This window comes from Actinocorallia sp. B10E7, from assembly GCF_039871655.1.
Classification (GTDB): Bacteria; Actinomycetota; Actinomycetes; order Streptosporangiales; family Streptosporangiaceae; genus Actinocorallia.
In genome coordinates, this window is the sequence record NZ_JBDPLZ010000006.1 from 400,446 (window position 1) to 419,439 (window position 18,994).

The following is an 18,994-nucleotide window of genomic DNA, read 5'->3' on the forward strand; positions in this document are numbered from 1 at the left end:
ATGCTGCCCTCCGGTCACCGGATGCGGCGGCGCCACGAGTTCACGCTGGCCGTCCGGCGCGGTGACCGCGCCGGACGGCCGTATCTCGTTGCGCACCTCCTACCCGGCGGCAACGACGGCGGGAACTCACTGGCGGGCTTCATCGTCTCCAAGGCGGTGGGCAACTCCGTCGTGCGCGGCAGGGTGCAGCGCCGGCTGAGGCATCTCGTCCGGGACAGGCTGCCCCTTCTGCCTCCGGGTAGCCTGCTTGTGGTGCGTGCCAACCCCAAGGCGGCGTCCGCATCGTCCGAGGAACTGGCCCGGGATCTCGACTCCGCGCTCGGCCGGTTGCTGAAGCAGTCGGGCAAGGGGCAGTGATGAGTCGCAGACCGGGGCCGATCGCGTGGGTGCTGATCGGCTTCGTGCGTTTCTACCGCAAGGTCATCAGCCCGCTGCTGCCGCCGACCTGCCGCTTCGAACCGAGCTGCAGCACCTACGGGCTCAAGGCCCTGCAGACGCACGGCGCCCTCCACGGCTTCTGGCTGACCGTCGCCAGGGTCGCCCGGTGCCATCCCTTTCATCCCGGCGGGTACGATCCGGTGCCTGCACCGCGTACTCGTACCGGCCGTGAGGCGTCCGGCGCCGACCACACGACCCTCGAGCCCTCAGACCCAGACTCGCTAGGAGCAGACCGGTGACGCTTGATCCGCTGTACCGGGCCGTGGCATGGATCCTCGTCCAGATCCACAGCGGCCTGACCTTCCTCGGCATCGACCCCGACAGCGGGTGGGCCTGGGGTGGCTCGATCGTACTGCTCACCGTGCTGATGCGGATCCTGATCTTCCCGCTCTTCGTGAAGCAGATCCAGTCGTCCCGCAAGATGCAGGCGCTCAACCCGCAGATCCAGGCGCTGCGCAAGAAGTACAAGAACGACAAGCAGCGGCTCAACCAGGAGATGATGAAGCTCTACCAGGAGAACGGGGCCAACCCGATCTCCGGGTGCCTCCCGCTGCTGGTGCAGTTCCCGATCTTCATCTCGCTGTTCCAGGTCCTCAACAAGATGGCCCACGCCAAGCCTGGCAACGGGAGCCACGGCATCACGCCCGACCTGGTCGAGAGCGCCAACAACGCCAGCATCTTCGGCGCGAGCATCTCCGACAGCTTCCTCAACGCGTGGGGGGAGTCGATCAGCGGTGTGATCGTCTGCGCGATCGCGGTGATCATCTCCTCGACCACCACCTTCCTCACCATGCGGGCGAGCATGTCCCGCCAGCCGGCCATGGACCCCGACAACCCCATGGCCACCGCGCAGAAGATGATGGTCTGGATGGCGCCGGTCTTCGGTCTGTTCGGCCTGGGCTTCCCCCTCGGCGTGCTGCTGTACTGGGTCACCTCCAACAGCTGGACGCTGGCGCAGTCGCACTACATCTACAAGCGCTACCCGATGCCGACGGCGGAGAACGGCAAGGGCGGCGACGTCAAGAGCACCGCGAAGACCGGCGCCAAGGGCGACGACAAGAAGGCCGAGACCTCCGGCGGCCTGCTGAAGAAGCGCCGCGCCGAGGAGGCCGCCACCGCCGCCGAGATCCGCAAGGAAGGCCCCAAGGCCGTGCGCAAGCAGCCGACGCGGCAGCCCAGGAGCAAGCGAAGCGGCTCCTCCAAGCGTTAGATTGACACTTCCCACCCAGGAAACGGAGACAGCGGTGGCTGAAACCGCAGCAGCCGAGATCGAGGCGCTGGAGCAAGAAGGCGACATCGCCGCCGACTACATCGAGGGCCTGCTCGACATCGCCGACTACGACGGCGACATCGACCTGGACGTCGAGGGCGAGCGCGCGATGGTGTCGGTCGTGGGCAGCGACCTGGACGAGCTGGTCGGCAGGCGGGGTGAGGTCCTGGAGGCCCTGCAGGAGCTGACCAGGCTCGCGGTGCACCGGCAGACCGGCAACCGGACCAGGCTGATGCTGGACGTCGGAGGATACCGGGAGCGCCGGCGCGAGGAACTGAGCAAGCTGGGCCGCGACGTGTGCGAGGAGGTCAAGCGCGGCGGCAAGGCCAAGCCGCTGGCGCCGATGACCCCCTTCGAGCGCAAGATCGTCCATGACGCGATCGCCGCGGCGGGCCTGCGCAGCGAGTCCGAGGGCGAAGAGCCAGAGCGTTATGTGGTCGTCTACCCGAGCTGACGGGAGAACCCGGTTCGCCGGGATCATTCCGGGAGATCGTGGTGAAAGCCCCCGCCGTGCGCGGGGGCTTTTGTTTTGCCGGGATCCCCTCGGAAGAGAGCCGCCGCCGGAAAGATGGCGGCGGAGGCCCTGCGGGTTTCGCGGGCACGCGAGGCATGTGGAACCATCGTTGACTGTGGGGAAGAACCGATGACTGATCAGCCGGAAGCAGTACCGCCGCAGGCGCAGGAGGTCTTCGGCGCGGCCTTGCCCGTGGCTGAACGGTATGTGCGCCTGCTGGCGACCGCCGGAGTGGAGCGCGGGCTTATCGGCCCCCGCGAGGTGGGCCGGCTCTGGGAACGGCACGTGATCAACTGCGCGGTGCTGAGCGAGGCGGTGCCCGAGGGCGCCTCCGTGATCGACATCGGCTCCGGCGCGGGCCTGCCCGGGCTGGTCCTGGCGATCGTCCGCCCCGACCTGGACATCACCCTGCTGGAACCGCTGCTCCGGCGCACCACCTTCCTGGGCGAGGCGGTCGAGGAGCTCGGCCTGGAGAACGTCACCGTCCGGCGGGGACGCGCCGAGGAGGTCGTCAAGGAGTTCTCGGTGGACGTCGTGACGGCCCGGGCGGTCGCCCCGCTCGACCGTCTGGCCAGATGGGGGCTGCCCCTGCTGCGGGCCGGCGGCGAGCTGCTGGCGCTGAAAGGAGAGCGCGCGGCCCAGGAATTGGCCGAGGCCGAGCCGGTTCTGCGCAAGCTGGGAGTGCGTAGGGCTGAACTCCTCCTGGTAGGGCAGGGTAAGGTCGATCCGCCGACGACGCTCGTTCGGCTTGTCGCCGAGCGCGCCCCCGAGCGCGGAGGCAGAAAGAACAAGCGGAAGGGTGACAGGTCGCCGACACGCGGCTGAGTACCCCTCTTCGACTGAAGGAGTCCGCGGTGGAGCCGTCATCAGGCCACGCGTTCAGCATGCAAGGGACAGCCGAGACGGCGTCTGTCGCGCCGCGCATGGAGACGGAGCAAGCCGTGGATTCACGTGAAACCACCGTGCCGCCTCCCGGCCCCGCCAAAGACACGCCGATCACCCGGGCCGCCGCCGCGCGACAGGTGATGGCCCAGCGGGGTGACAAGGAGTGGCCCCGGCCCGCGAAGACCCGGGTGATCACGGTCGCCAACCAGAAGGGCGGGGTGGGCAAGACGACCACCTCGGTCAACCTGGCCGCGGCGCTGGCGATGCACGGGGCCCAGGTCCTCGTCGTCGACCTCGACCCGCAGGGCAACGCCTCCACCGCGCTCGGCATCGACCACCACGCGGACGTTCCGTCCATGTACCACGTGCTGATCGAGGACCGGCCGCTGGCCGAGATCGTCCTGCCCTCTCCGGAACTGCCCAACCTCTTCTGCGCCCCGGCCACCCTGCACCTGGCGGGCGCGGAGATCGAACTGGTCTCCAAGGTCGCCCGCGAGTCCCGGCTGCGCCGCGCTCTGGACGACTACGACAAGAGCCGCTTCGACTACGTGCTGATCGACTGCCCGCCGTCGCTGGGGCTGCTCACCCTGAACGCGCTCGTCGGCGGGGACGAGCTGCTGATCCCGATCCAGTGCGAGTACTACGCGCTGGAGGGGCTCAGCCAGCTGCTCGGCACCGTCGAGCTGGTGACCTCGCACCTCAACCCGACGCTGAACGTCTCGACCATCCTGCTGACGATGTACGACGCCAGGACCAGGCTCGCCTCGCAGGTGGCCGAGGAGGTGCGGTCGCACTTCGGGGACACGGCGTTGAAGACGGTCATCCCCCGCAGCGTCCGGGTGTCGGAGGCACCCAGCTACGGGCAGTCCGTCATGACCTACGACCCCGGTTCCACCGGAGCGCTCGCCTACAGCGAGGCGGCCTCGGAGATCGCCCATCGCTGGGCAGAGGTGGCTTCGTGAGCTTCACTGAGTACGTGCACGTCTACGGGGGTCGAGAATGAGCGCTTCACGTCAGCCGAGGGGCCTGGGCAGGGGCCTTGGCGCGCTGATCCCGACGGCACCCGTCGCCGCGGCCGCGGGTCCCGACCGCGCGGTCGGCGCGGGCGCCGATCTCGAACTGGTGGACGGTGCCCGGTTCGCCGAGCTTCCGGTGAAGTCGATCTCCCCGAACCCGCGTCAGCCCCGCACCCACTTCGACGAGGAGGCGCTGGAGGAGTTGGCCTCCTCCATCTCGATCGTCGGGCTGCTCCAGCCGGTCGTGGTGCGGGAGCTCGGCCCGGAGACTCCCCTGGAATCCGCCCGCTACGAGCTGATCATGGGGGAGCGGCGCTGGCGGGCCTCGCAGCGGGCCGGCCTCGACCGGATCCCGGCCATCATCCGGGACACCTCGGACGACGACCTGCTCCGTGACGCCCTCATGGAGAACCTCCACCGCCAGCAGCTGAACCCCTTGGAGGAGGCGGCCGCCTACCGCCAGCTCCTGGACGACTTCGGCGCCACCCACGAGCAGCTGGCCGCCCGCGTCGGCCGCTCCCGTCCGCACATCAGCAACACCCTGCGTCTGCTCAACCTTCCGCCCGCCGTCCAGCGCAGGGTCGCCGCCAACGTCCTCAGCGCCGGCCACGCCCGCGCGCTCCTGGGCCTGGACTCCCCCGAGGCGATGGAGGCCCTCGCCACCCGCATCGTCGCCGAGGGTCTCTCCGTCCGCGCGGTGGAGGAGATCATCGCCCTGCGCGAGGCGGACGATCCGGTGAAGCCCGTCCGCCGCCCCGTCCGCAAGCCCACGGCCCCCGGCCTGGAGGCTCTCGCCGAACGCCTCAGCGAGCGCTACGAGACCAAGGTCCGCGTCGACCTGGGCGCGCGCAAGGGCAAGATCGTCGTGGAGTTCGCCACCCTCGAGGACCTGGAGCGCATCATCTCCACCATGGCCCCCGACGACGATTCCACCTGATCCCTCCTCCACCCAAGGCCCTCTTCGGAGGGCCTTTCTTTTTGTGCCCTCCATGTTTCACGTGGAACGGAGGATTGCCTGAGGGAGAGGAGTCCACCGAGGGTGTCGCGGAGAGGGCGGCGGGCAGCGAGTCGTCTGCGGAATCGAAGTCGTGAGGCCGGTCCCCGCGCTTCCTTGCGGGAGGCTCTGCCGGTCCTGCCTCCGTCCCGTGCGGAGGCTCGGAGGGTCGGTGCCGGAGCTGGACGGACGACGGAGGCAGGGGTGGACGTCCGACGGGCCGGGGATCTCTTGCCGGTGGTTTCACGTGGAACCAGGAAGTCCGGAGCGGACATTCGCCATCACTCCGGCCATCCCCTACCCGGGGGATCTCATGCGGAGCGGGGAGCCTTGAGTGGACACTCGCCGGTGCTCCCCGGCGGCCGGCCTTGCCGAAGGTTTCACGTGGAACCACAGGCCCGGCCGGACTCCCCGGCTCTGTTTCACATGAAACAGAGCCGGGAGGAGCTCAGAGAGAGGTGAGGATCTGCGGGATGGTCAGGCCGGAGGCGTGGAGGGCCAGCGGGAGGAGGCTGGTCTCGGTCATGCCCGGAGCCACATTGACCTCGAGGAGCTGGGGCACACCTTCGGTGTCGACGATGAGGTCACTGCGCGAGAGGTGGCGTAGGCCCAGGGCGCGGTGGGCGGCCAGGGCGGTCTCCCGGACGCGCTCGGTGACCTCGGGGGAGAGGCGGGCGGGAGTGATGAACTCGGTCTGCCCGGCGGTGTAGCGAGCCGTGTAGTCGTACCGCTCGCCCAGTGGGATGATCTCCACGGCGGGGAGGGCCGTCGGTTCCCCTTCGACCTCCAGGACGCTGACCGCGACCTCGGTTCCGGTGACGAACCGTTCGATGAGCGCGACATCCCCGTAGGAGAAGCAGCCGATCATCGCTGCCGGCAGTTCCTCCGCCTCCCGTACGACCGAAGCGCCCAGCGCGGATCCGCCACGGGTGGGCTTCACGAACAACGGCAGCCCCAGCCTGTCCAGCACCGCCTTCATGACGGCGCTCGCCCCCAGGTCATGGAAGATCGACTTGGGCAGGGTCACCGACTCGGGTGTGGCGAGCCCCGCGTGCCGGAACACCGCTTTCGCCGTCGGCTTGTCCCATGCCAATCGGCAGGCGTCCGGGCGGGCCCCCACGTAGGGGATGCCCAGCAGTCCGAGCACCTCCCGGATGGCTCCGTCCTCCCCCTCGGCCCCGTGCAGCACCGGAAAGACCAGGTCCGGCGGATCCTCCATCAGCAAGGGCAGCAGCGCGGCGTCCGCCTCCCGGATCTCCACCTGCAGCCCTGCCTGCTTCAGCGCGTCCGCCACCCGCCGTCCCGAACTCAACGAGACCTCGCGCTCGTACGACATGCCACCGGCCAACACGATCACCCGTTCCATGGAACAGGACCCTACGCCTCCCCGCCCTCCTCCCTCCTCACCACCTCGACCTCCCGTTCTCCCGAACGGCACCGCCCCGAAGCCAAGACCCCCGGCCACCGATCCCCCGGCCCGTCTTTCCGTACTCCGCTTCCCGCTCCTCGCCGGCCGCCCGTATTCCCCATGGCACGGTCCCTCTACCCTTCCCTCGGCTCCCCGGCCCGGTCTTCCCCGCGTCGGCGGTTTCGTGGTCGGCTCCTCGCGGACCGCCCCGGGCCCGGGTTCCGGGTGCGGGCGGAAGGTGCCGGAAAGAGAGAAGCCGCCCGGGGGCACCGGGCGGCTTCTGGTGGGAAGGCGATCAGCTGAAGGTGTCGCGGAGGGCCAGTTCCTGGTGGATGACGGAGGCCAGGCGCTGGACGCCCTCGCGGATGCGGGCGGGCTCGGGGTAGCAGTAGGAGATGCGCATGTGGCGGTTGCCCTGGCCGTCGGCGTAGAAGCCGGTGCCGGGGACGTAGGCGACGCGGTTGGCGATGGCCAGGGGGGACATGGCCTTGGAGTCCAGTCCCTCGGGGAGGGTCAGCCACACGAAGAAGCCGCCGGCGGGGCGGGTCCAGGTGGTGCCCTCGGGCATCGTCTCCTCCAGCGCCCGGAGCATGGTGTCGCGGCGCTCGCGGTACAGCTCGGCGAAGGACTTCACCTGGTCCCGCCAGGGGTGGGTGTCCATGAACTCGCGGACGGCCAGCTGGGTCAGGTTGCTGTGGGAGAGGATCGCGGACTCGGCGGCCAGGACGAGCTTGGCGCGGACGGCGTGCGGGGCCAGGGCCCAGCCGACCCGCAGGCCGCTGGCGAAGGTCTTGGAGAACGAGCCCAGGTAGATCACGCGCTCGGACTCGTCCGCGCGCAGCGGCCGCGGCGGCGGCGCGTCGAAGCTCAGCAGGCCGTACGGGTTGTCCTCGATGATGAGGAGGTCGAACTCCTCGGCGAGGGCCAGGACCTCGGCGCGGCGGGGGACGGACATCGTCACGCCGGCCGGGTTCTGGAAGGTCGGCACCGTGTAGAGGAACTTCACCCGCCGGTTCTCGGCGCGCAGCCGCGTCAGCGTCTCGCGGAGCGCCTCGGGGATGATGCCCTGGTCGTCCATCGGGACGTGCACGACCTCGGCCTGGTAGGCGGCGAAGGTGCCGAGCGCGCCCACGTAGGAGGGGGACTCGGCCAGCACCACGTCACCCGGATCCACGAAGATCTTGGTGATGAGGTCCAGCGCCTGCTGGGAGCCGACGGTGACGGTGACGTCGTCGGGGCTGGCGACGATGCCCTCCAGGGCCATCACGTCGCAGATGCGCTCGCGGAGCCCGGGGTCGCCCTGGGCGGAGCCGTACTGGAGCGCCTCGGCGCCCCTGGTGGCGACGAGGTGCTGGAGCATCGCGCCCACCGCGTCCAGCGGCAGGGCGTTGATGAACGGCATGCCGCCCGCGAGGGAGACGATCTCCGGCCGGGAGGCCACCGCGAACAGAGCTCGGATCTCGGAGGCCACCATGCCCTGGGCACGGGCGGCGTAACGGTCGAGATGCGAGTCGGTGCGGGTGGTCTCCATTTTCTTCCTCCTGGTGAGGGCACTGGGCCGGGTACCACCGTACGGTACGGGCTACGGTTCCCGGCGCTCGGTATTGGATACGATGCCTGCGGGGTCATTTCGGTTGACTCGATCGATCGAGTGAGCCGGGGAGGCGGCCTGATCGACCGACCACTGACGGAAGGTGTGCGCCCGGTGTCACGTCGCCTTGTGAATGTCACCCTCGACAACGTCGTCGACCTGCCGCGTCGCTGCCGCCACTGCGTGTTCTGGGAACTCGATCCGGTGAGCCGGGAGCGGGCCGTGGAGGCGGGTGCCCCGGAGTTGGAGAAAGAGGCCTGGATCTCGGCGACGCTGCTCGAATGGGGCAGCTGCGGCAAAATCGCTTACGTCGATGATATTCCCGCCGGGTTCGTGCTTTATGCTCCGCCGCTCTACGTTCCGCGCTCGGCGGCGTTCCCGACGAGCCCGGTCTCCGCGGACGCCGTCCTGCTGATGACCGCGCACATCCTCCCGGAGTTCACCGGCGGCGGGCTCGGCCGCATGCTCGTCCAGGGCGTCGCCAAGGACCTGACGCGCCGGGGCGTCAAGGCGATCGAGGCGTTCGGCGACCTGAAGCCCGAGGAGGGCGGCTGCATGGTCCCGGCCGACTACCTGCTGTCCGTGGGCTTCAAGACGATCCGCCCGCACCACCGCTATCCGCGGCTCCGCCTCGACCTGCGTTCCGCCCTGTCGTGGCGTGAGGACGTCGAGGTGGCCCTGGAACGCCTGCTGGGGTCCATGACTCCGGAGGGCGCGCTGCGGCCCGCCTGAGGCCTTCTCAGTGGCTTAACGATTTCGGCAGCCTCTATCCCTTTTCGGACAATGCTCGGTAGGCTCCCCGCACCGATCCCCCACCCCCGAAGAGGTTCCCGCGTGAAAGCACGCCTGACCGCCCTCACCGCCGTCACGGCCCTGTCGATGAGCGTCCTGGCCTCCGCGGCCGCGGCGGAACCGGCGCCCGAGCAGACGACCGCGCGGGCCAAGGCGTCGAAACTCGCCTGGGCGTACGTGTCGAGCGGTCAGCCGAAGAAGTCCTTCTCCCAGAAGAAGGGCGCCGTCCCGGTCGGACGCTCCGGCAAGGCCGTGTACCGCGCCTACTACCGGATCGACCTGTCGGACGCGATGAGCGAGGACGTCGTCAGCTCCGTCCGGCTGCGCGTCCCGGTCAAGGCGCCGAACGCCTGCCGCCGCGGCGGCGCCCCCGCCGTCAGGGTCCAGCAGACCCGGACGGTCCCCGCCAGGCCCACGTGGAAGAAGCAGCCGAAGGTCGTCCGGACGCTGGGCACCTTCAAGCCGAAGTGCTCCGGCAAGGCACTCGACCTGAACCTCACGAAGGCGGCGCTGCGCGTGCTGGACCAGGGCGGCGACAACCTCAGCATCCGTCTGGTCGCCACCGACGAGAAGAAGGCGAAGAACTTCCTCAAGCTCTCCCACTCCGCCAGGCTCACCATCCGGGCCTACAGCAACAACAACGACGACGACGGCGGCGCGTTCGGCGACCCGGGCGCGAACGCGCCGCAGGCCGTCGGCGGCGCCTCCTTCAACAACGGGGGCTGCGCGGTCGGCCCGGACCGTCCGGAGATCGAGGTGGGCAACGCCGCGTTCAGCGGCACGGTCGCCGACGCGGACGGCGGTTTCGTCGGGCTGCGCGTCGAGTGGGAGACGGTCGGGGAGAACGGCACCCAGGACTCCAAGATGCAGTTCTCGAACCCCGGCGAGGGCAGGAACCTCACCGTCGCGCTCCCCGCCGGCACCTTCAAGAAGGACGGGGTCTACCGCTGGCGCCTGCAGGGCTTCGACGACGTCCCGGCCCGCTCCGGCCCGTGGACGGACTGGTGCGAGTTCGCCGTCGACCTGCCCGCCGCTCCCGAGCCCGCCGCTCCCGAGCCCGCCGCTCCCGAGCCCGTCGTCCCCCCCGTCCCCGCTGCGGGGGACGAGGCGAAGCCCGCCTGAGACCGGTCATGCGAAAGGCCCGCCCGGACGGATCCGGGCGGGCCTTCTCGACGCCGGGCGCCTACAGGAACTCGGAGAGCTCCCGCAGCATGACGGCCTTGGGCTTGGCCCCCATGATCTGCTTGACGACCTCACCGTTGCGGTAGACGTTCATCGTCGGAATCTGCATGATCCCGTAGTCCCGCGGGACCTTGGGGTTCTCGTCGATGTTGAGCTTCACGATCAAGATCTTGTCGCCGTGCTCGGCGGCGATCTCCTCGAGGATCGGCGCGACCATCCGGCAAGGGCCGCACCATTCGGCCCAGAAGTCCACGAGGACGGGCTTGTCGTTGTCCAGGACCTCGCTCTGGAAGTCGTCGTCCGTCACTGCCTTCATCGTTCTCAACCCTCCTGAAGGTAACGCTCGGCGTCGATCGCGGCGGAGCAGCCGCTGGCCGCGGCGGTGATGGCCTGACGGTAGACGTGGTCGACCACGTCGCCGCAGGCGAACACGCCGGGCAGGTTCGTCTTGGTGGTCGGGTGCTGCACCTGGAGGTACCCCTCGGCGTCGGCGTCGACCTGCCCCTTGAACAGTTCGCTGCGCGGGTCGTGGCCGATGGCGATGAACAGGCCGGTGACGTCCAGCTCGCCGATCTCGTCCTTCTTGACGTTGCGGACCTTCAGACCGGTGACCCGGTCCTCGCCGAGCACGTCGACGACCTCGCTGTCCCACAGGAAGCTGATCTTCGGGTTGGCCAGTGCCCGCTCCTGCATGATCTTGCTGGCGCGGAGGGTGTCCCGGCGGTGGATCACGGTCACGTGGGCGAACTTGGTGAGGAAGATCGCCTCTTCCATGGCGGTGTCGCCGCCGCCGACCACCGCGATGTTCTGGTCGCGGAAGAAGAAGCCGTCGCAGGTGGCGCACCAGGAGACGCCCCGGCCCGACAGCCGCTTCTCGTTCTCCAGGCCCAGCTCGCGGTAGCCGGAGCCGGTGGCGATGATGACGGCCTTGGCGTAGTGGAATTCGTCGCCCACCTTGACGACCTTGGGGTGCCCGGTGAGGTCGACCTCGGTGACGTCGTCGGTGACGAGCTCGGCGCCGAAGCGCTCGGCCTGCTTGCGCAGGTTGTCCATGAGGTCGGGGCCCATGATGCCGTCGGGGAAACCGGGGAAGTTCTCCACCTCGGTGGTGTTCATGAGAGCACCGCCCGCGGTGACCGATCCCTCGAACAACAGCGGCTTGAGGTCCGCCCGAGCCGCGTAGATCGCCGCCGTGTACCCGGCCGGACCGGATCCGATGATGATCACATTGCGGATGTCGGTGCTCACTGCTGCTCCCTTGATCTGAGGCCGTCTGCCATGCGGCGACAACGAATCCTATGGCCCGCTCATTCCCGGAAGAGGGAGTGCCCTGCCGCCGCATAGGGTAGGGGGCGTGGCGGAGATCCTATTGTTCCACTCGGTGTACGGACTGCGGCCGGCGGTGTCGGAGGCGGCGACGAGGCTACGCGAGGCGGGGCATGTGGTGCACGTGCCCGACCTGTACGAGGGCAGGGTCGCCGAGACCATGGCCGACGCCAAGGTGATCTTCGAGGAGATCGGCCGGGACGCCCTCCTGGAGCGGGCGGTCGAGGCGGCGGCGCCGCACTCGGCGGCGGGGCTGGTCTACGCGGGGTTCTCGCTCGGCGCGGCGATCGCCCAGACGATCGGGCTGGCGGACGAGCACGCCAGAGGGCTGCTGCTCATCCACGGCACGTCGGACCTGGCGGAGGACGCCCAGACGGAGCTCCCGGTGCAGCTCCACGTCGCCGACCCCGACCTGTACGAGACGTCGGACTGGCTGAACAGCTGGTACGTGGAGATGCGCCGGGCCGGCGCGGACGTCGAGATCTTCCGGTACCAGGGGGCTGGGCACCTCTTCACCGACTCCGGGCTGCCGGACTACGACGTCCACTACGCCGAGCAGGCCTGGGCGATCGCCCTGGACTTCCTGGCGGAGGTCGGTTAGACGGCGAAGGCCCGCCCCGGCGGGGCGGGCCTTCGGATCGTTCTTCAGCCCGCGATCCGGACGGTCGAGAAGAGGTCCTGCTCCTGGGCTGAGCACTGCGCCCCGACGGCGTAGGCGACCATGTCGTTCGACGACGGCTCGGTCACGACGATCACCGTGGCCTCGCGCCCGTCGAACCAGGCGTTGTCGACCAGCAGCACCGGAGCCGACGCGCCGGCCACGGACCTCACGCAGTCCAGCAGCCTGCCGGGGACGGTGCCGGGACGGATGTCGGCGGTCTTGCGGAGCTGCTCCTCGACCTGTGCGGCCAGGGTGTGCTTCTTGTACTGGGTGGGGCTGGTGACCAGCGGGAGCTTCTTCGTGGACGCCACCGGCACCGGTTCGCGGTTCTCGAGGACGAGGGCCAGGGTGCCGTTGCCGGCTCCGGTGTCCAGGGCTCCGTTGGCGATGGCCAGTCCCGCTCCGGAGACGACGGTGACGGCCGCCGCCACGGACAGGATGCGCTGCATCCTGATCCTTCTGCGTGCCGCCAGGTCGATGACCGGGGCTCCTTCCTTGGCTTCGGCCAGTATCGCGGCGTCCAGCCGGGCGGCCAGGGACTCCGGCATGGGCGGCATGGGGGCCGAGGCCAGGATCCGGCTGACGCTCGCCAGATCGGCCGAGCGCTCCCGGCACTCCGCACACTCTTCCAGATGCGCACGGACCGATGTCGCGGGCAGCTCTTCCAGCAGCCCTTCGGCGAGATCCGCGAGCACGTCATAGTCGACGTGTTGTCCGCTCACGACGCGCTCCCTCCTTCTTCGAGCACCGATGGCCCAGCCTGGCGGGGTACGGCGGGGACCTGAGAGTCAACGTTCGAAGGTCCGACGTTGTTGCCGTCCGTCCGGTTCCGAAGATGGCGGAGAAGTGGCACCAATCTCGCCCGGCCCCGGGCGCACCGGCTTTTGATCGTTCCCGGGGGCACTTCCAGCACCCGGGCGGCGTCCTCGACGGTGTAGCCCATCATGTCGACGAGGACGAGGGCGGCCCGCTGCTCGTAGGGGATCTGGCGCAGCGCGTCGGCGACGTCGAGGCTGAGTTCGTGCGCGGAGGTCGGGTCGGCGTTCTTGGGGGCGACGGCGTCCAGGACGTCGTCATCGGGGAAGGCCACGGTGGGCCGCGCGGTGCGGCGGCGCAGCCGGTCCAGGCAGGCGTTGACCACGATCCGGTGCAGCCAGGTGGTGACGGCGGACTCGCCGCGGAACTTGCCGGCCGCCCGGTAGGCGGACAGGAAGGCGTCCTGCAGGGCGTCGGCCGCCTCTTCCTGGTCGCCGATGGTGCGCAGGGCCACCGCCCACATCCGGTCGCGGTGCCGGGAGACCAGTTCGGGGAAGGCCCGGGGGTCGCCTTGGGCGTGCTTGGCGAGCAGCTCCTTGTCGGGGATCGTGTCGATCTGCTTGTTTCCGAACAAGAGCATCAATCCGTCCCGTGAACGGTGGCCTCGCCGATCTGGATTTTGCCTGTCGGTGATGTGGTGAACCAGAGCATCACGTACCGGCCGGGAACGGCGGTCCCGGTGATCTCGGTGAGGTCGGGGCCCAGCGCCGTGGTGCCGAACCGGGTCAGCAGCGAACGGTCTCGGGCGTCCCCGACGTAGACCTCCACGCGCGCGCCGGTGCTCGTGGAGGGAGAGTGCAGCACGACCTTGCTGACCTGCTTGGGGCTCCCCAGGTCGAGGATGACGCCCGCGCCCTTCAGCAGGTTGCCGAAGGTGGTCATGTACTGGCCTTTGTAGCCTTCGGTCTCGAAGTACGTGCCGTTCTTCTTGTCCTTGATGAGCGGCGCGGTGGACTCGACCTTGCCGTCCGGGCGGTTGCCGACTCCGGTCTCGAAGATCCCCTCGGCCGAGGCGATGTGCAGTTTCTTCGAGGCGGGGGAGGCGACGGGCGGGGGCACCGCGGTCGTCGCGTTCGGGCCGGAGGGGGTCTTGTCGTCGCCGCCGGTGAACTGCCAGGCGGCGATGCCGATGACGAGGGCGGCCACCGCGGCCGCCGCGGCGACCAGCGGACGGTTGACCGCCAGGCTCCCGGACGGGGGCGCGGACACGGGACCGGCGGACGGCATCGACAGCCGCGCGGTGGCCTGCGGGGGCGCGGGTGCGGGCCGGGTCGCCGCGGGCCGCGGCTGGGGCACGGTCTTGGGCGGGGCCTCGGACGGGCGCGGCCGGTTGATCACCGAGGGCGGCGGGCCCGACTGCAGTCCGGCGAAGAGCGGCAGCGGGGTGCGCGGCACCCGGGTGAGCGCGGCGGCGACCTCGGCGGGGGTGGTCAGCGGCTCCTCGGGCGCGCCGATCTCCATCGCCCGGCAGACGATCTCGTCGACCGCGGCGGGCACCTCCTCGCGCAGCTCGCGCGGCGGGACGTAGTCGCCGTCCCGCTCGGGGGCGGACGGCAGCGACGACTCGCTCGCGGCGCCGGGCCAGTGGCCGGTCAGCGCGGCGTAGAGCATCTGGCCGAGGCCGAGCGCGTCGAGCCGGGCGGGCTCGGTGGAGTTGACCCCGCACAGCACCGCCTCGACGCCCAGGCCGGTGAGCTTGACCGTGCCGCCGGTCGTCCAGACCAGGTGGCGGGCGGTGAGGCACAGGTGGGACATGCCGGACTGGTGCGCGGCGGTGAGGGCCTCGGCCGCCTCGGAGACGAACCGGGCGGCCCGGCCGGGGGCCAGCGGACCGCCGGAGATGATCATCTCTTCGAGGGTCTCGCCGCTGACCCACTCGCTGACGACGTAGGCGAGCTCGCCGTCGTCGTCGGCGTCGAAGACCTGGGTGAGGCGGGGGTCGGTGAGCCGGGAGGCGGTGCGCGCGGCGGTGACGACCTCGGCGGCGCGGGGGAATCCGGGCTCGAAGGTGCGGACGGCGACGGCCCGCGCCAGGATCTCGTCGATCGCCTTCCACAGCGTCGAGCCGTCGGCCTCGCTGACCTTCTCCTCGAGGCGGTACCTGCCGGCGAGCCTGGTCCCGGGCTCAATGACGGACGTGCTCATGACCTCTTCCGCCGCACATCATCGAATCCCATGGTGCCTGACATCGTAGTAGGGAAAGGGGGCCTAGCGCAGACCGGGGATCCGGGAGCCGAGCGTGCTCAGCATCGTCTCCACCTCCGGGACGCGGAGGACCCGGGCGGCGGCCAGGTACAGGATGCCACCCCCGAGCCCACCGAGCACGAGGGCCGCCAGAGAGGGCATGAGACCGGTTCCGGCCCACTTCTCCAGCAGCACGTGGCATCCGAGCGCGAAGGCCGCGAGCGGACCCGCGGCAGCCAGCATCTTGACATGAGAGACGATGATTCGGCCAGCGTCGATCCTGCCGAGGCGGCGGCGCAGGACGATTCCGCACAGGAGCACTCCCACCGTGTTGGTGATCACGAAGGCGCCGGCGATGCCGACGACGATGTCCTCGGTGGGCAGCGTCCGGTAGGCCAGGTAGGCGGTCGTGATGTTGGTCGCGACGGTGCCGATCGCGATGAGCGCGGGCGTCCGGGTGTCCCGGTAGGCGTAGAAGACGCGCAGCATCAGCTGGTAGATCGAGAACGGCACCAGCGCGACGGCGAGCATCTGCATGATCCGCCCGATGACCGCGGCGTCGGCGGGGCTGGTGTTGCCGTGGGCGAACAGCGCGTTGACGATGTCGGGCGCGAGGGCGAGCATGAGGGCCGCGCCGGGGATGACCAGGACGGACGACAGCCGCAGCCCGGAGGAGAAGTCGTCGCGGACCAGGTCGGTGTTGCCCTCGGCGGCGTGACCGCTCATCCGGGGCAGCAGCGCGGTGATGACGGAGACCGCGACGATCGCGTACGGGAGCTGGAAGAACTGGTAGGCCGTCGAGTAGGAGGCGTACCCGTACGCCTCGCTCAGGCCCTCGTCGACGGCCTGGAAGCCCGCGCTGTTGGTGAGGCGCGTGACGATCAGGAAGCCGATCTGGGTGAGCAGGACGTAGAAGAGCGTCCAGCCGGCGGTGCGGCCGACCTGGGAGAGCTCGCCCTTGGCGAAGTTCAGCCGGGGCCGCCACCGGAAGCCGACGCGGCGCAGCGCGGGCCACAGCACGAGCGTTTGCAGCACGATGCCGCCGGTGGTGCCGATCGCCAGCAGGAGGAATTCGGCGTCGGTGAGGGAGGAGGCGTTCGGCTTGCCGCCGCTCTGGATCAGCAGGAACGCGATGCCGACGCCGATGACCACGACGTTGTTGAGGACCGGCGCCCACATCGGGGCGGCGAAGGAGTCTCGCGTGTTGAGGATCGCCCCGGCGAAGGCGCCCACTCCGTAGAAGAAGATCTGGGGGAGGAAGAACATCGCGAACAGGACGGCCAGCCGCAGGTCGTCGCCCTGGAGTTCGGAGCCTCCGTAGGCGCTCATGATGAGCGGGGCGGCCACCACCGCGAGCACCGTGATCACGGCGAGCCCGAGCATCGTGACGGTGAAGAAGCGCTGCTCGTACTGCTTGCCGTATTCGGCGTCGCGCTTCTTGGCCTGGACGATCAGCGGCACGATCACCGAGGTGAGGATCCCGCCGAACAGCAGGTCGTAGACGATGTTCGGGATGGTGTTGGAGAGGTTGTAGATCGAGCCGAGGACGCCGTTGCCCAGCGCGATGATGATCACGGCGCTGCGGACGAACCCGGTGATCCGGGAGGCGATGGTGCCCAGGGCCATGAGGGCGCCCGAGCGCATCAGGCTCGAGGCCGCGCCCCCGGTCTGTTCCTCAGACCGCTGCTCCGTCATGCTGTGCTTCCTCCTCCTTGCGGCGCCGCCGCGCGCGCATTCCACGGAAGCCTACGCCGACGGCCAGCACTGCGAGGGCACCAACGGTGATGAAGAGGCCGATTGAGGAGATCCCGGTCGTTCTGACGAAGACGCTCTGGGTGTTGATCTTCTCGTACTGCTTGTTGTAGATCCTGACCTCGACCTCGATCTTGTTCTGGAACGAGCTTCCCGTGGGCAGCTTCACCGGCACCTGGATGGTGTCCTTCTGGCCGGCCTCGATCGTGCGTTCCAGCCGGTAGACGTCCTGGCCCTTGTCCTCCTCGTCCGGGAAGACCAGCTGGCGCACCGGGTAGGTGGAGATCTCGATGAGGACGTCGACCGGCCCCCTGTCCTGGGTGAAGTCGTTGGCGATGGTGAGCCTCAGCACCCCCGACGAGCCGGCGAGCTGCCGCTCCTTCTCGCCTTTGACCAGGCTGACCTTGTTGACCTCGATCTCATGGTCGTCCGACGCGGCGTCCTGGTAGCGGTAGGCGGCGGTCCTGCGCTTCTCGGTGCCCCGCCAGTAGTTGGAGGCCACCCGCATCGCCGCCCGCTGGAGCGAGGTGTCGGGCTGAGGGAAGATCTTGGAGAAGGCGTAGGCCTGCGTGTTCATCGCCTTCACCGTCTCCAGGTAGTGCCTGCTGAGCTCGCGGTCGCCGTCGGTGTAGGTGACGTACGTGCGGTCGGACGTCCGGTTCGCCGGCTTGGCGATCTCGCGGAGGGAGGTGGGCCTGAGCCAGTTGCTCCTCGCGTCCTTGTGGTTCAGCAGGCTCTCGGCGAAGGCGAGGTCGGGGTTCCAGCGCCGGTCAGGGGAGACGACCAGGGTGCGGCTCAGACTGGGCGCCTCCGCGGTGATCATCGCGGTCTCGGCCAGGTAGCGCTGCTGGGCGCCGAGCGCGGCGCCCGGAGCACGGGTGTCGCCGCTGATGATCTGCTGGATGGTGTCGTCGAAGGCGATGGCGGTCGTGTGCCTGCCCTTGGACGTCTGGACGGTGGTGGCGGCGCTGGGGGTGTAGGGGGTGCTGTTGGCCATCAGCTGGTTGCTGCTCAGCAGGAAGACCTTGCTGCCGAGCTGCTTGTTGGCGACGAGGCGGTCGATCGTCTTCTGGTCGATGGTGCCGCCGTTAGTCCAGGCGAGGGGGTAGGTCTCGTTCTTCTCCAAGAGGTCGAGGCCGAGCTTCTTGTCGGCGTACGCGGCCTTCAGGAGGCTGCTTTGGCCGCCTGCGAGCCGATTGTTGACCAGCGCGACGCTGTCCACGTCGCCGTAGGGCGTCAGGAAGAACGCGCTCTTCGGGTTCTTGACGTGGGTCTTGAGCTTGCTCAGCCAGGCCGACGCGTCCGCGTTCCTGGGCTTCTCCTCCCCCGGATCGTCCTTCTTCCAGCTGCGGATCCGGTAGTTCTCCTGCATCGCCTTCACATCGGTGAGGAGACCCGGGTCGATCGCCAGGGTGACGGATCCGTCTCCGGTGTCCAGCGCGGACAGCAGGCGGCTCAGCCGGCCGCTCTCGTCGATCAAGGAGGCGAGGCCGTCGTCGTAGAACTTGTCGTCCGTGGTGCGGTGGGGGCCGTCGATGAGCGGCCACACGAAGGAGACCTTGGTCGGCCTGATGCTCTTCTTCGCGTCCTTGGCGACGTAGTTGATGTAGGTGTGCACGCCGCCGAGACGTCCGGTGGCCGGTGACGACGCCGTCACGGCCAAGGGGTAGACGGAGAGCTGACCGGGATACCGGGCGAAGGCGTTCACCGCGTTGCTCTTCAGCTCCACCGGTGCGGACGCGCCGGGGGCGAGATCGAACGGTTCTGCGGAGGCCAGCGTCTGAGGGGTGGACTCCTCTGTCTGGCTCTGGGAGAACTCGTTCAGCTGGCTGCGCGTACCGAACCTGTCGCCGTACAGGAGCTGCACCTGCACGCCGGTCAGCGCGCGCGTCCCCCGATTGGTGATCTTCGCCTGGACGGACAGCTTCTTGGTCTTCGGCGTCAGGATCGTCGGTTTGATGGACTCCAGAACGATCGTCACGATGCCCTGGCGCTGCTTCTGGACGGCTGTGGGAGTCCCGGCCGCGGAGGCCGTCGCGGCCGGGAAGAAGGCCGTGACCGCGAAGAGCAGGAAGAGCGCTCCGAGAGCAGCCGTGAAGCGCGCCTTCACTGATACTTCTCTCGCCGCGCTGCCACGCGCTCGATCGTAGTGGCCTCCAGAGGCT

General features: G+C 69.4%; 19 protein-coding genes. 10 read left to right on the forward strand and 9 right to left on the reverse strand.

The genetic code is table 11. The annotated features are described in order from the left end of the window. The 7 genes from rnpA to ABGB12_RS23655 all read left to right on the forward strand — a co-directional run bounded on the left by rnpA (nt 1) and on the right by ABGB12_RS23655 (nt 5,060). On the forward strand, nt 1–357 hold the full coding sequence (rnpA, locus tag ABGB12_RS23625) for a ribonuclease P protein component (protein WP_347681419.1): 357 nt from the start codon (nt 1–3) through the stop codon (nt 355–357). Beyond that, nucleotides 357–677, forward strand: a complete 321-nt coding sequence (gene yidD / locus ABGB12_RS23630) for a membrane protein insertion efficiency factor YidD (RefSeq protein ID WP_347681421.1) — start codon at nt 357–359, stop codon at nt 675–677. The genes rnpA and yidD overlap by 1 nt, the downstream gene beginning before the upstream one ends. Beyond that, complete coding sequence (gene yidC / locus ABGB12_RS23635) at nt 674–1,648, forward strand: membrane protein insertase YidC (protein ID WP_347681423.1); 975 nt, start codon at nt 674–676, stop codon at nt 1,646–1,648. Before yidD ends, yidC begins: the two co-directional genes overlap by 4 nt. 34 nt (nt 1,649–1,682) lie before the next feature. Beyond that, nucleotides 1,683–2,162: a R3H domain-containing nucleic acid-binding protein gene (locus tag ABGB12_RS23640; protein WP_347681425.1), complete on the forward strand. Its 480-nt coding sequence runs from the start codon at nt 1,683–1,685 to the stop codon at nt 2,160–2,162. Between the two features lie 189 nt (nt 2,163–2,351). Further along, entirely contained in the window at nt 2,352–3,047 is a 696-nt protein-coding gene (gene rsmG / locus ABGB12_RS23645; RefSeq protein WP_347681427.1) for a 16S rRNA (guanine(527)-N(7))-methyltransferase RsmG, read from the forward strand. 170 nt (nt 3,048–3,217) lie between these two features. Continuing rightward, nucleotides 3,218–4,069, forward strand: coding sequence for a ParA family protein (locus tag ABGB12_RS23650; RefSeq protein WP_347681505.1), 852 nt, complete (start codon nt 3,218–3,220; stop codon nt 4,067–4,069). Between the two features lie 37 nt (nt 4,070–4,106). Continuing rightward, nucleotides 4,107–5,060 carry a ParB/RepB/Spo0J family partition protein gene (locus ABGB12_RS23655; RefSeq protein ID WP_347681429.1) on the forward strand — a complete coding sequence of 318 codons (954 nt, stop codon included), beginning with the start codon at nt 4,107–4,109 and terminating at the stop codon, nt 5,058–5,060. 505 nt (nt 5,061–5,565) lie between these two features. Here the strand turns inward: ABGB12_RS23655 and ABGB12_RS23660 are convergent. After that, nucleotides 5,566–6,483, reverse strand: coding sequence for a D-alanine--D-alanine ligase (locus ABGB12_RS23660; protein WP_347681431.1), 918 nt, complete (start codon nt 6,481–6,483; stop codon nt 5,566–5,568). A 337-nt stretch (nt 6,484–6,820) separates the two neighbouring features. Continuing rightward, nucleotides 6,821–8,056: a PLP-dependent aminotransferase family protein gene (locus ABGB12_RS23665; RefSeq protein WP_347681433.1), complete on the reverse strand. Its 1,236-nt coding sequence runs from the start codon at nt 8,054–8,056 to the stop codon at nt 6,821–6,823. Between the two features lie 174 nt (nt 8,057–8,230). Here ABGB12_RS23665 and ABGB12_RS23670 point away from each other — a divergent pair, with 174 nt between their 5' ends. Then, nucleotides 8,231–8,848: a GNAT family N-acetyltransferase gene (locus tag ABGB12_RS23670; protein ID WP_347681435.1), complete on the forward strand. Its 618-nt coding sequence runs from the start codon at nt 8,231–8,233 to the stop codon at nt 8,846–8,848. 102 nt (nt 8,849–8,950) lie between these two features. Beyond that, nucleotides 8,951–10,030, forward strand: coding sequence for a DNRLRE domain-containing protein (locus ABGB12_RS23675; protein ID WP_347681437.1), 1,080 nt, complete (start codon nt 8,951–8,953; stop codon nt 10,028–10,030). Between the two features lie 61 nt (nt 10,031–10,091). On the opposite strand, the gene trxA is transcribed toward ABGB12_RS23675, so the two are convergent. Continuing rightward, nucleotides 10,092–10,415: a thioredoxin gene (gene trxA, locus ABGB12_RS23680; protein ID WP_347681439.1), complete on the reverse strand. Its 324-nt coding sequence runs from the start codon at nt 10,413–10,415 to the stop codon at nt 10,092–10,094. Next, complete coding sequence (gene trxB / locus ABGB12_RS23685; RefSeq protein ID WP_347681441.1) at nt 10,412–11,338, reverse strand: thioredoxin-disulfide reductase; 927 nt, start codon at nt 11,336–11,338, stop codon at nt 10,412–10,414. Before trxB ends, trxA begins: the two co-directional genes overlap by 4 nt. A gap of 106 nt (nt 11,339–11,444) precedes the next feature. On the opposite strand from trxB, the gene ABGB12_RS23690 reads away from it, so the two are divergent. Beyond that, nucleotides 11,445–12,017 (forward strand): dienelactone hydrolase family protein, encoded by a 573-nt coding sequence (locus tag ABGB12_RS23690; RefSeq protein ID WP_347681443.1) that lies wholly within the window; start codon nt 11,445–11,447, stop codon nt 12,015–12,017. A 44-nt stretch (nt 12,018–12,061) separates the two neighbouring features. Here ABGB12_RS23690 and ABGB12_RS23695 read toward each other — a convergent pair whose 3' ends face one another. The 5 genes from ABGB12_RS23695 to ABGB12_RS23715 all read right to left on the reverse strand — a co-directional run bounded on the left by ABGB12_RS23695 (nt 12,062) and on the right by ABGB12_RS23715 (nt 18,939). Next, nucleotides 12,062–12,799: a hypothetical protein gene (locus ABGB12_RS23695; protein WP_347681445.1), complete on the reverse strand. Its 738-nt coding sequence runs from the start codon at nt 12,797–12,799 to the stop codon at nt 12,062–12,064. Further along, nucleotides 12,796–13,473, reverse strand: a complete 678-nt coding sequence (gene sigM, locus ABGB12_RS23700) for an RNA polymerase sigma factor SigM (RefSeq protein WP_347681447.1) — start codon at nt 13,471–13,473, stop codon at nt 12,796–12,798. The genes ABGB12_RS23695 and sigM overlap by 4 nt, the downstream gene beginning before the upstream one ends. Next, nucleotides 13,473–15,038 carry an AMP-binding protein gene (locus ABGB12_RS23705; protein WP_347681449.1) on the reverse strand — a complete coding sequence of 522 codons (1,566 nt, stop codon included), beginning with the start codon at nt 15,036–15,038 and terminating at the stop codon, nt 13,473–13,475. The genes sigM and ABGB12_RS23705 overlap by 1 nt, the downstream gene beginning before the upstream one ends. A gap of 63 nt (nt 15,039–15,101) precedes the next feature. Next, nucleotides 15,102–16,772: a murein biosynthesis integral membrane protein MurJ gene (murJ, locus tag ABGB12_RS23710; protein ID WP_347681451.1), complete on the reverse strand. Its 1,671-nt coding sequence runs from the start codon at nt 16,770–16,772 to the stop codon at nt 15,102–15,104. Then, nucleotides 16,753–18,939 (reverse strand): DUF6049 family protein, encoded by a 2,187-nt coding sequence (locus ABGB12_RS23715; protein WP_347681453.1) that lies wholly within the window; start codon nt 18,937–18,939, stop codon nt 16,753–16,755. The genes murJ and ABGB12_RS23715 overlap by 20 nt, the downstream gene beginning before the upstream one ends. Nucleotides 18,940–18,994 lie beyond the last annotated feature (55 nt).